We start from the raw sequence: 12,087 nt of genomic DNA, 5'->3' as shown, positions 1-12,087 counted from the left end.
TAATCACGTTAACAGATATGTATGGAAAACCAAGTCTGTGTGGAACGCTAAGTGTGTGTAAAAACATCCTAGATTCATCCATAAGCCGATACAGAAAACTGAAGAGAGAATAGCGCGGTTTGACATCATCTATCCATTGTCTTTCATGTTCTCTGACCCACATGGTCAGAAGTTTAGCGGCTTACGGTTTAGTTGCCTGTAAGATAACAAATTTTTTGTTCATCGCGACAGTTTTTACGTTAGATTTCCCAAATATTCTTGTGAGTTTTCCATCGTAGCCGAGGTGACGGTTACCGATCACTAATAATTCACCTCTCTTTTCCAGAACATGCTTTGCATCACAGAACATCTGCCAGGCAATATGATCGGTAATGGCATTCTGTTGATGAAACGGTGGATTACATAAAATCAAATCCGCTGACGCGGGGGCTAAACCATCCAGACAATTATTCGCGATAAACTGCATATTTGCCCGGTTGCCGAAATGATAGTGTAAATTCCTTCGGGCTGATTCGACGGCCATAAAACTTTCATCGATACAAGTTAAAGCGGCTTGAGGATTTTGTTGTCCTGCTTTGATTGAGAGCACACCGTTACCGCATCCTAAATCGATAATGTGTTTGCAGTTCGGTTTTGCCGGAATGTGACAAAGAAAAAAGCGCGCCCCCAGATCAAGACTTTCTCCGGAGAAGACATTGGGTAGATTAACCAACCGGATCGGCTGGTGATCTATCTCTGCGTCCCATATCAATTCCGGGGATACCGACTGGTGAGGGGCATCGGCACTGGCAAACACCAAGCGATGTTTTTTCCAGGCCAGCGAAGTCTGAGTCGTGCCCAGATATTTCTCAAACAACTGCAATGTCGATGTATGGATTTCTTTTGCCTTATTGACCGCAATAACCGGACAGTTTTCCGGTAGACCGGTGCGGAGCTGAGTGAGTTGCCAGATGAGATGGCGATTATTTTTGGGTAACTGAAATAAAACCAAATCAATATCAGCAGGGATCTCAGCCATTGTTGTCAGGCAGGCGATTGTGTCGTTGCCGTTTCGGGCTAAATTTTGTTGCACGCCTTGATGTGACAGATATGAATCACTCATCAGCGTGACGTGATGATCCCGGGCAAACCAACATGCCAGTGCGCCAAAATGATCATTCAGAATGAGGATATGTTTGCCGGGCGATAATGCCATGGCTTCAACATGACGAATCAGATATTCGTCTCCGGCATCCCATGCCTGTAAGTTTTCATAGTGTTGCTCAGGGTAGCGATGTAATGTCAGTGTGCGGTCATTGAATGATAATTCTGTCTTCATCGTTTTTAATCAGGTGAGTCGATTTATTAAATTGTCGATTATTGTCGCAAATGCAGCACAAACAAGAAACTGAAACCTTTTTCTAAACGTCAGAGAGTAGTAATATATGTCGCCACAGGATCATCGGAACATTTTTAGCTGTGCTCAACACGTTTTTCCGGTGACTTCGAAGAGAGAACGTACATGATACAAGAAACGATTGAAGCGAAGTTACATCAGGCATTTCAGCCAGAATATCTGCAAGTGCTGAATGAAAGTTATATGCACAATGTGCCAGCCGGCTCTGAAAGTCATTTCAAAGTTGTGATTGTCAGCTCTTCGTTCGATGGACAACGTTTAATACAACAACATCGTGCAGTCAATCAGGTTTTAGCGGATGAATTAGCAGGTTCGGTTCATGCATTGTCGATTCATACCTACACCCCGGAACAGTGGCGACAAAATATGCAGGTGCCTGATAGCCCTATGTGTCATGGTGGTGGCCATAAAGAGAACTGAACGGGTGGCGAGCCGAATGCATTTACAATCATGAGAGATGCAGATTGTCATCATGACGGATTGTAGTTTAAATCTGTTTATCTATTTGATTAAGCAACCTAATTTACTAAAAATATACGTCTTCGTAATTACTTATGATAAGTGTGCTATTCATCAAAATTATGATTATTTTTTGCATGATATAGCACCGTAATGAAGAAAGAAAAGCAGCTTAGATCATGGCATCAAATGCCTAAAAGATGGTACACTCCCGTGTCTGATAAATATGTCTCACTTCAGTGAGAGACGTGTTGTTGAATAAGGTGTTACAACCTTGTTATAAATAAGAATCAAGGCTGGATACCAGTGTCGTGTCTAGGGCTTATTTAGTTTTCCTGACGTTTGCGTCCGTTGTTTATAACTAAACAAAGCCAATTATTTACAGAATTTTAAAGAATCTTTTTCCCGATAAAAGTGCAAGTGCGTATGATTACAATAAAGAAGGGATTGGATCTTCCTATTGCTGGAACTCCTTCCCAGGTGATAAGTGATGGTAAAACCATCAGCAAAGTCGCCTTGCTTGGCGAAGAGTACGTTGGTATGCGTCCTACGATGCATGTCCGCGTAGGTGATGAAGTAAAGAAAGCTCAAGTTCTTTTTGAAGATAAGAAGAACCCGGGCGTGAAATTTACTTCACCAGTCTGCGGTAAAGTTGTCGAAGTCAACCGTGGTGCAAAACGGGTACTTCAATCTGTTGTGATTGAAGTTGCCGGTGATGCGCAGGAGACATTCGGTAAGTTTGACGCCGGTCAACTTGCAAGCTTGGATAGCGAGCAAGTGAGAACACAGCTGGTTGATTCCGGCATGTGGACTGCGTTCCGTACTCGTCCCTTTAGCAAGGTTCCTGCTATCGATTCTGCAACCAAGGCTATCTTTGTTACTGCAATAGATACAAATCCTTTGGCTGCTGATCCGCAACTGATTATCAATGAACAATCAGATGCTTTCGTTGCAGGTTTGGACGTTTTATCTGTTTTGACAGAAGGTAAAGTCTACGTTTGTAAACAAGGAAAGAGCTTACCTCGCTCAGCTCAATCGAATGTGGAAGAGCATGTCTTCGAAGGGCCACATCCAGCCGGATTGCCCGGAACACACATGCATTTCCTCTATCCTGTGGATCTCAACCATGTCGCTTGGAGTATCAACTATCAGGACGTTATTGCGATCGGTCATTTATTCTTGACCGGAGAGCTGTACGTTGATCGTGTGGTTTCTCTGGCGGGACCGGTGGTGAATAAACCTCGTCTGGTCCGTACGACAATTGGTGCTAGCTTAGACGAATTGATCGATAACGAAATTATGCCCGGAGAAGTTCGCGTGATTTCTGGTTCAGTCCTTTCCGGAGTGAAAGCCAGTGGTCCTCATGCTTATCTTGGCCGTTACCATCTGCAAGTTTCAGTGCTTCGAGAAGGTCGTGAGAAAGAATTGTTTGGCTGGTTAGTTCCCGGTAAACATAAATTCTCAGTCACACGTTCGTACCTTGGACACCTTTTCCAAGGCCAGCTTTTCAATATGACGACTTCCACAAATGGTAGTGAGCGTGCAATGGTTCCAATCGGCAATTATGAAAAAATAATGCCACTTGATATGGAACCGACATTGCTGCTTCGCGATCTCTGTGCCGGTGACACTGACAGTGCTCAGCGTCTTGGGATTTTAGAGCTTGATGAAGAAGATCTCTCACTGTGTACCTTTGTGTGTCCGGGCAAATACGAGTACGGCATGTTACTTCGTGAGTGTCTCGACAAGATTGAGAAGGAAGGGTAATTTCCATGGGTCTTAAAAAGTTTCTTGAAGACATCGAGCATCATTTTGAGCCGGGCGCCAAGTATGAGAAGTTGTATGCACTGTATGAAGCAGCAGCAACAATTTTCTATACACCGGGCACGGTAACAAGAAAAAGCTCGCATGTCCGTGATAGCGTTGATCTAAAGCGCATCATGATCATGGTCTGGTTGGCAGTTTTCCCTGCAATGTTCTGGGGGATGTATAACGCTGGTGGTCAGGCAATTGCTGCATTAAATCACTTGTATCAAGGTCAACAACTGGCAAGTGTGATCGATGGCAACTGGCATTACTGGTTTACTGAACTATTGGGCGGTACCCTGATGGCCGACTCGGCAGGATGGGGCAGTAAAATGTTGCTTGGTGCGACATATTTCCTTCCGATTTACCTGACCGTATTTATTGTCGGTGGTTTTTGGGAAGTCTTGTTCTGTATTGTACGGAAACATGAAGTCAACGAAGGTTTCTTTGTTACATCAATTCTGTTTGCACTGATTGTTCCGCCTACATTGCCCTTATGGCAAGCCGCTCTGGGGATCACCTTTGGTGTTGTCGTCGGTAAAGAAGTCTTTGGTGGTACGGGGCGTAACTTCCTCAACCCAGCATTAGCTGGCCGTGCTTTCCTGTTCTTTGCTTATCCGGCTCAGATCTCCGGTGATGTGGTTTGGACCGCCGCTGATGGTTTCTCCGGTGCAACAGCGCTGAGTCAATGGGCACAAGGTGGTCATAGTGCATTAGTGAATAATGTCACAGGTGCTACTATCTCTTGGATGGATGCGTTCCTTGGTAATATTCCCGGTTCGATTGGTGAAGTGTCTACGTTAGCGCTTGCTATTGGTGCTGCTTTTATCGTGTACATGGGGATTGCTTCATGGCGGATTATCGGTGGTGTGATGATCGGTATGATTGCGCTTTCAACCCTGTTCAATGTGATTGGCTCTGATACCAACGCTATGTTTAATATGCCTTGGCATTGGCACCTGGTTTTGGGTGGATTTGCTTTTGGTATGTTCTTTATGGCGACCGATCCCGTTTCAGCATCGTTTACCGATAAAGGTAAATGGGCTTATGGAATGTTGATTGGAGCAATGTGTGTTCTGATTCGTGTTGTTAACCCAGCTTATCCGGAAGGTATGATGCTGGCGATTCTGTTCTCGAATCTTTTTGCACCATTATTCGACCATATTGTTGTTGAAAAGAATGTCAAACGGAGATTAGCGCGCTATGGCAAACAATAACGATAGCATTAAGAAAACGTTGTTTGTTGTTATCGTATTGAGCTTAGTGTGCTCAATCATCGTTTCAACGGCAGCTGTAGGGCTGCGTAGTCAGCAACAAACAAATGCAGTCCGGGATAAACAGGAAAAAATTCTGGAAGTTTCCGGTGTTGATATGTCATCCGGCAGTGTAAAAGAACTTTACACACAATATATCGAGCCGAAACTGGTAGATTTTAAAACCGGTGAACTTGTTGAGAAGACCCCTGAGGGGCAAACAGCTTCTCAGTATGATCAGCGAGCTGCTTCAAAAAATGAATCAGAATCATTAAAACTGTCTGAATCTGAAGACCCGGCGAAAATCCGCTATAGAGCTGATTATGGTTTGGTCTATCTTGTGAAGCGTGATGGCAAAATTCAGCGTCTGATCCTGCCAATTCATGGTAAAGGGCTATGGTCAATGATGTATGCTTTTATTGCTGTAGAGACAGATGGTAATACAGTTGATGGCATCATTTACTATGAGCAAGGTGAAACTCCCGGGCTCGGTGGTGAAGTGGAAAACCCAAACTGGCGTCAACAGTTTGTCGGTAAAAAGCTTTATGATGAAAATCACAAACCAGCAATTAAGATTGTCAAAGGTGGTGCTCCTGCAGGATCGACACATGGTGTAGATGCACTCTCAGGTGCGACTCTGACCAGTATGGGCGTCCAGCATCAATTTGACTTCTGGCTGGGGGATAAGGGCTTTGGTCCATTCTTGGCAAAAGTCCGTGACGGAGGTCTGAACTAATGTCTACTGTGAAAGATCTGAAAAAGAGTCTGTTAGGGCCAGTGTTGGACAACAACCCGATTGCGTTACAGGTTCTTGGTGTATGTTCTGCATTAGCGGTCACGACGAAGCTTGAAACAGCATTTGTAATGACGGTAGCGGTCATGTTTGTAACTGCACTTTCTAACTTTTTCGTTTCATTGATTCGCAACCATATTCCTAACAGTGTGAGGATTATTGTCCAGATGGCAATTATTGCTTCATTGGTAATTGTGGTTGACCAAGTTCTGAAAGCATATCTTTATGAAATTTCTAAACAGCTTTCAGTTTTTGTCGGTCTGATTATCACGAACTGTATTGTTATGGGACGTGCTGAAGCATTTGCGATGAAAGAAGCCCCGATTCCTTCATTAATTGATGGAATTGCCAATGGCCTCGGGTATGGTTTTGTCCTGATCAGCGTCGGCTTTTTCCGTGAATTATTCGGTTCGGGTAAGATTTTTGGGATGGAAGTTCTGCCATTGGTAAATAATGGCGGTTGGTATCAGCCAAACGGTTTGATGCTGCTTGCACCATCTGCATTCTTCTTGATCGGCTTCTTAATTTGGATCATCCGTGTATTCAAACCAGAACAAGTGGAAGCGAAGGAGTAAGGAACAATGGAACATTATATTAGTTTGCTCGTACGATCCATTTTCCTGGAAAACATGGCTCTGGCTTTCTTTCTGGGGATGTGTACGTTTCTGGCTGTTTCAAAGCAAGTCAAAACAGCATTTGGCTTGGGGATTGCCGTTACTGTTGTGTTAACCATTTCTGTGCCAGTCAATAACTTGGTTTATAACCTTGTTTTGAAAGAAAATGCACTGGTCGATGGTGTTGATCTGACTTTCCTGAACTTTATCACTTTCATCGGGGTAATCGCCGCGTTAGTACAGATTCTGGAAATGGTACTTGACCGTTTCTTCCCACCTTTATACAACGCACTGGGTATTTTCTTACCGCTCATTACGGTGAACTGTGCGATCTTTGGTGGTGTATCGTTTATGGTACAGCGCGAGTATGATTTTGCTGAGTCAATTGTCTATGGCTTTGGCTCCGGTGCTGGTTGGATGCTTGCAATCGTTGCGCTTGCAGGTATCCGTGAGAAAATGAAATATTCTGACGTCCCTCCCGGGTTGCGTGGTCTTGGTATCACGTTTATCACGGTCGGTCTAATGGCGTTAGGCTTTATGTCATTCTCTGGTGTTCAACTGTAAGTCGGGTAAACCGCAGCAATAAGGAATAGTCAATGGACATTATTCTTGGTGTAGTGATGTTTACTCTGATTGTACTGGCTTTAGTTTTGGTGATTCTATTCGCCAAATCTAAGCTGGTTCCAACAGGTGACATTACGATTCTAATTAACGACGATCCTGATAAAGCGATCGTCACAAGCCCGGGCGGTAAACTTCTGGGCGCACTGGCGGGATCGGGGATTTTTGTCTCATCCGCTTGTGGTGGTGGTGGCTCTTGTGGCCAGTGCAAAGTAAGAGTGAAATCGGGTGGTGGTGATATTCTTCCTACAGAATTAAGCCATATTTCCAAAGGTGAAGCTCGTGAAGGTGAACGTCTGGCATGTCAGGTTTCCGTAAAAACAGATATGGAAATTGAGTTGCCGGAAGATATCTTTGGGGTGAAAAAGTGGGAATGTACGGTTATCTCCAATGATAACAAGGCGACTTTTATTAAGGAGCTGAAGTTACAAATCCCTGATGGTGAATCTGTACCGTTCCGTGCGGGTGGATATATCCAGATTGAAGCACCGGCACACCATATTAAGTACTCTGATTTTGATGTCCCTGAAGAGTATCGCTCTGATTGGGAAAAATTTAACCTGTTCCGTTATGAGTCGAAAGTCGACGAAGACATCATTCGGGCATATTCGATGGCAAACTATCCTGAAGAATTTGGCATTATCATGCTGAATGTTCGGATTGCAACTCCGCCACCGAATAATCCGAATGTACCACCAGGTCAAATGTCATCTTATATCTGGTCTCTGAAAGAAGGCGATAAAGTTACAATTTCTGGTCCATTTGGTGAGTTCTTCGCTAAAGATACCGATGCAGAAATGGTCTTTATCGGTGGTGGTGCTGGTATGGCGCCAATGCGTTCACATATCTTTGATCAGCTGAAACGTCTGAAGTCTAAACGTAAGATCAGTTTCTGGTATGGTGCTCGTTCGAAGCGTGAAATGTTCTACGTAGAAGATTTTGATGAACTGCAAGAAGAAAACGACAACTTCAAATGGTTCTGTGCGCTGTCCGATCCATTACCAGAAGATAACTGGGATGGTTATACCGGTTTTATTCACAACGTTCTGTATGAGAACTATCTGAAGGATCATGATGCTCCTGAAGATTGTGAATACTACATGTGTGGACCACCAGTGATGAATGCAGCTGTGATTAACATGCTAAAAGAGCTGGGTGTCGAAGAAGAGAATATTCTTCTGGATGACTTCGGCGGTTAAGCTGTCATTTCATCTCTTGTATAATATGGCTGGCTGTAAAGTCAGCCATTGTTTTATCCAGATGCTGTATTTTGTAGGTGAATCACAGAGCTCTCTTATCTGGGAGCCAAAGCTTGGTGAGATTAAGGCTTTTGGTCATCGGGCAAGAGGAGCAGTCTGTGAATGAATCACTGACATTGTGGTTATTTGAGTTCAAAGAAACCGTCTCCGGATTGTTTCCCGCCAGTCTAAACCGTGAATGAGGTATAAATATGAGTACTTTCCTAATCACTTTTGCAATGTTTGTTGTTGTGATTGCTGCAATGGCGGTTGGATATATATTCCAAAAGAAAATGGTGAGTGGTAGCTGTGGCGGCTTGGGCGCTGTCGGGATTGAAAAAGTTTGCAACTGCCCTGAACCTTGTGATGCTCGCAAGAAACGTGAAGCAAAAGCTGCTGCCAGAGCTGAACGTTTAGCTGAGTGGAACAAAGACCGTATTGTTTAACTGAGCTGGACTTGGTTTATATCTATGTTGCTCTCAACGAGTACCCTTTTGCATTGAGAGCTGCATCCCATCCTAATCTTTTCTCCGTCTGACTCCATTCATCAATTCCTTGCTTACCTGTATTGCATGCGATTGTTAGTTTTTGAAAGTATCAGTCATGCAGGACATGATTGTAGTTTCGTGAATGACAAAAATTAGATCGCGATATCGAGAAATATTACTTATGATATACTGTATATAAAAACAGTATTGTGAGTTGTTATTATGTCACGCGATGTATCTGGAAAACGATTTCAAGGCCGTGGAACGATGTCTGCCATTCCCGGGCGTTTTGAAGTTCACATTATAGAGACGGAGAATGATTTTCATCCAGTCTCTTCACCAGAGACTGAGATCCGTTACGAATATGCAAAAACCTTGATTACATCGAACCAGTCGCCGGATATTCCGTTCCGTCTTTCGGTGAATCCGTATCGGGGCTGCGAACATGGTTGTATCTATTGTTTTGCCCGTCCGACGCACGCATATTTGGATCTTTCTCCCGGTATTGATTTTGAAACACGCCTGACGGCCAAAATAAATGCAGCCGAGATTTTTGAAAAAGAACTCAGACATCCGAATTATCAGTGTCAACCGATTGCGCTCGGTATCAATACTGATGCCTATCAACCTATAGAAAAAGAACTGAAGATCACTCGTAGCCTATTGAATATTGCCTATGCATATAGACAACCGGTTTCTTTGATCACGAAAAGCTCTCTGATTTTGAGAGATATCGACCTGTTGCAATTGATGGCCTCAGAGCATCTGGTTCATGTCGGTGTCAGTTTAACCACACTTGATAATGACTTATCGCGTCGGCTCGAGCCCAGAGCGGTTCCGGGGTCTGTCCGTTTAAAAATGATTCGTGCGTTGAGCGAAAAAAATATACCTGTGACAGTGATGATTGCGCCGGTGATCCCTTTTATTAATGATCATGAAATGGAGACATTAGTTCAGGCAAGTGTTGAAGCTGGTGCTGAGCGTGTCGGATATGTGATGTTACGTTTACCCCATGAGGTTGCTCCCTTATTTGAAGATTGGTTACACACGTATTTTCCTCTCCGGGCTGAGCGAGTCCTTAGTCATCTCCGTAGTATGCATGGCGGACAACTCTATCAAGGTGAATTTGGCAAACGAATGACTGGTACCGGGGTTTATGCTGATTTCATTCGACAACGCTTCCATCTGGCACGGCGTAAAATGAGTGTTGAAGAACGAAAGTCCGAACAGTTGGATTGTAGCCGCTTTCAAGTCCCGCCTCAGTGTGGTGATCAAATGGCGTTGTTTTAGATTAACAAGGCGAATTCGTATATTCATTGCAACTCTAAAATACCATTACTGTTCAAAGTGCTTGATAACAAATTCGATGAACAGGCGTACTCGCATTGGTAAACTGTCACGATCGCGATATAGCATAAATAATGTGCGCGCTTTACTGTGCCAGTCAGGCAGCACATGGCTGATTTCCCCCTGAGCTATCATCGGCAGTGCAAAGTAATCCGGCACGTATCCGATACCGAGCCCTGCTTTAATGGCGTGTACTAATGTCAGGATTTCGTCTACTTCCAGCCTGATTCTTCTCTTGGGTTGATAATCAAACGTTTCACCGTTCTCTTTGTGTACTAACTGCCACGGTATCATAGGGCGACAAATAATGGTGGGATGACCGCATAGCTTTTCTGGTGTTGTGATGCCGGAAGTATCGTAATCAGAATGGGAGCACAAAATAAAATGGATATGTTTTAGTGGCCGGGCAATCCAGTTGTCGACGACCAGATCGCCGACCCGAAACACAACATCCATCCCTTCCGCTTCAATATCAATCAGAGAGTTGGAAAAATTCAGATCGAGCTGAATATCCGGATATTGCAGCAAAAAATCATAAAAGATATCTCGTAGGAAGTATGAGCCAGCATTGATTGGTGCAGAAATACGGATTTTTCCCTGCGGCTGATATTTATCCCGATGAAGATCTTCGTCGATACCATTAAGCTCGTCGAACAGCATCGCGGAGCGCTGAAAATATTGCTCTCCGGTGCTGGTTAATGCAACCCGATGAGCGTCCCGATTGAGTAGCCGAAGCTGTAGATCCGTTTCAAGTTGTCGGATACGGCGGCTCAATGTTGAGAGAGGCATCCCTAAAGATTGGGCTGCTTCTTTGAAGCTGCCGGCACGTGCTACAGCACAAAAACAGCGTAGATCGTCCAATGAATAACCAGGTTTCATTATTGGTATTTACCGTCTTAAAATTGCTTGTTTATCTAATTATTGAAACTAATACACTACTCAATAAGTTTTGACAAGTCATTCGGAGTGACGATGAAATCTAATTCAATGATACAAGCGGTTGTTCTACTCATTATCTGTACCTTCTTTTGGGGCAGCAGCTTTCCAATTGGTAAACATGCGTTAGAAGAAGTACACGCGCTCACCTTAGTGTTCTGGCGCTTTGTGATTGCTGCCTCATGTTTGGTGGTATACCTAAAGGTTAAACGTATACCCAAAATGCACTTGAGCGTATATCAATGGTGTTGGGTCATTGCGGTCAGTATTGTCGGGGTTGGTGGTCTCAACCTCGGCCTGTTTACTGGTTTGGCGACGACTAATGCGACCAACGGTTCATTAATTATGGCGCTGAGCCCACTGATGACATCACTCATTGCGTGTATTGCACTGCGGACTTTACCGTCTTTGGTACAAACTTTTAGTCTCTTGGTGAGTCTGGCAGGTGTATTGATGGTGATTACGAACGGTCATTTTGAAGCGTTATTCTCCATGCGGATCAACCACGGTGATCAGTTGATCTTTGGTGGGATGCTTGCTTGGAGTTTTTATACCTATTTCAGTCAGGGGATTAGCCGTTGGATGCCTGTGATTCCTTATACTTTCGTCGGTATGCTGAGCGGTGCTTCGGTGATTGGTATCATGTGTCTGGTATCACCGCAAGTACATCCGTTTACGGAATTGTGGAATAGTACCGGATTGGGGATCTCGGAAGTAGTTTACATTGGTGTATTCGGCACTGTTGCGGGTTACTTGTTGTGGTTAAATGGGGTGAGACACCTTGGTTCAGCCAATGCAGCTCTGTTTTTCAACTTTGTTCCAATCTTTTCAGTACTTACCTCATTCATGCTTGGTCAGGCTGTCACGCAGCTACAATTACTCGGTATTGCGATTGTGATTACGTGACCTGCTCCCCTAAATCTAGTCCAGTCTATACTTAGTGATGTTCATCCAACCAAGGAGATGATGAACATGAAGAAGCGATTCAACGAACAACAGATCATTACCATTCTTAAAGAAGCCGAAGCAGGTATTCCCGTCAGGGAGTTGTGCCGTAAACACGGGATCTCGGATGCGACTTTTTACACCTGGCGCAAAAAATATGCGGGAATGGATGTCTCCGAAGCCCGTCGGCT

At 44.1% G+C, this 12,087-nt stretch carries 13 protein-coding genes; 11 read left to right on the top strand and 2 right to left on the bottom strand.

The window, feature by feature from the left end; all coding sequences use genetic code 11:
* Positions 1-181: 181 nt before the first annotated feature.
* On the bottom strand, positions 182-1,318 hold the full coding sequence (locus tag VR7878_RS08175) for a methyltransferase (RefSeq protein ID WP_077335110.1): 1,137 nt from the start codon (positions 1,316-1,318) through the stop codon (positions 182-184).
* 183 nt (positions 1,319-1,501) lie between these two features.
* On the opposite strand from VR7878_RS08175, the gene bolA reads away from it, so the two are divergent.
* The 9 genes from bolA to VR7878_RS08125 all read left to right on the top strand — a co-directional run bounded on the left by bolA (position 1,502) and on the right by VR7878_RS08125 (position 9,958).
* A complete protein-coding gene (gene bolA, locus VR7878_RS08170) occupies positions 1,502-1,816 on the top strand; it encodes a transcriptional regulator BolA (protein WP_077335108.1) in 315 nt (104 codons plus the stop codon).
* A gap of 465 nt (positions 1,817-2,281) precedes the next feature.
* Positions 2,282-3,622, top strand: a complete 1,341-nt coding sequence (locus tag VR7878_RS08165) for a Na(+)-translocating NADH-quinone reductase subunit A (RefSeq protein ID WP_077335106.1) — start codon at positions 2,282-2,284, stop codon at positions 3,620-3,622.
* A gap of 5 nt (positions 3,623-3,627) precedes the next feature.
* Positions 3,628-4,878 carry an NADH:ubiquinone reductase (Na(+)-transporting) subunit B gene (locus VR7878_RS08160; RefSeq protein ID WP_077335104.1) on the top strand — a complete coding sequence of 417 codons (1,251 nt, stop codon included), beginning with the start codon at positions 3,628-3,630 and terminating at the stop codon, positions 4,876-4,878.
* Entirely contained in the window at positions 4,865-5,650 is a 786-nt protein-coding gene (locus VR7878_RS08155) for a Na(+)-translocating NADH-quinone reductase subunit C (protein ID WP_077335102.1), read from the top strand. Before VR7878_RS08160 ends, VR7878_RS08155 begins: the two co-directional genes overlap by 14 nt.
* Complete coding sequence (locus VR7878_RS08150) at positions 5,650-6,282, top strand: NADH:ubiquinone reductase (Na(+)-transporting) subunit D (protein ID WP_077335100.1); 633 nt, start codon at positions 5,650-5,652, stop codon at positions 6,280-6,282. Before VR7878_RS08155 ends, VR7878_RS08150 begins: the two co-directional genes overlap by 1 nt.
* Before the next feature lie 6 nt (positions 6,283-6,288).
* On the top strand, positions 6,289-6,885 hold the full coding sequence (gene nqrE / locus VR7878_RS08145) for an NADH:ubiquinone reductase (Na(+)-transporting) subunit E (protein ID WP_077335098.1): 597 nt from the start codon (positions 6,289-6,291) through the stop codon (positions 6,883-6,885).
* A 32-nt stretch (positions 6,886-6,917) separates the two neighbouring features.
* On the top strand, positions 6,918-8,141 hold the full coding sequence (gene nqrF, locus VR7878_RS08140) for an NADH:ubiquinone reductase (Na(+)-transporting) subunit F (RefSeq protein WP_077335096.1): 1,224 nt from the start codon (positions 6,918-6,920) through the stop codon (positions 8,139-8,141).
* A 251-nt stretch (positions 8,142-8,392) separates the two neighbouring features.
* Positions 8,393-8,626, top strand: coding sequence for a (Na+)-NQR maturation NqrM (gene nqrM / locus VR7878_RS08130; RefSeq protein WP_077335092.1), 234 nt, complete (start codon positions 8,393-8,395; stop codon positions 8,624-8,626).
* 264 nt (positions 8,627-8,890) lie between these two features.
* Positions 8,891-9,958, top strand: a complete 1,068-nt coding sequence (locus VR7878_RS08125) for a PA0069 family radical SAM protein (protein ID WP_077335090.1) — start codon at positions 8,891-8,893, stop codon at positions 9,956-9,958.
* A 45-nt stretch (positions 9,959-10,003) separates the two neighbouring features.
* On the opposite strand, the gene VR7878_RS08120 is transcribed toward VR7878_RS08125, so the two are convergent.
* The gene (locus VR7878_RS08120; protein ID WP_077335088.1) at positions 10,004-10,894 is read right to left on the bottom strand and encodes a LysR family transcriptional regulator; all 891 of its coding nucleotides are present in this window, start codon (positions 10,892-10,894) and stop codon (positions 10,004-10,006) included.
* Positions 10,895-10,987: 93 nt separating this feature from the next.
* Here VR7878_RS08120 and VR7878_RS08115 point away from each other — a divergent pair, with 93 nt between their 5' ends.
* Together VR7878_RS08115 and VR7878_RS08110 are read left to right on the top strand one after the other, a co-directional pair.
* Positions 10,988-11,857, top strand: coding sequence for a DMT family transporter (locus VR7878_RS08115; RefSeq protein ID WP_077335086.1), 870 nt, complete (start codon positions 10,988-10,990; stop codon positions 11,855-11,857).
* A 66-nt stretch (positions 11,858-11,923) separates the two neighbouring features.
* The coding region (locus VR7878_RS08110) for a transposase (RefSeq protein ID WP_139343958.1) at positions 11,924-12,087 on the top strand (164 nt) is incomplete at its 3' end.

This window comes from Vibrio ruber DSM 16370 (assembly GCF_900163965.1).
GTDB classification, from domain to species: domain Bacteria; phylum Pseudomonadota; class Gammaproteobacteria; order Enterobacterales; family Vibrionaceae; genus Vibrio; species Vibrio ruber.
This window is presented reverse-complemented; position numbering and strand designations above follow the sequence as displayed.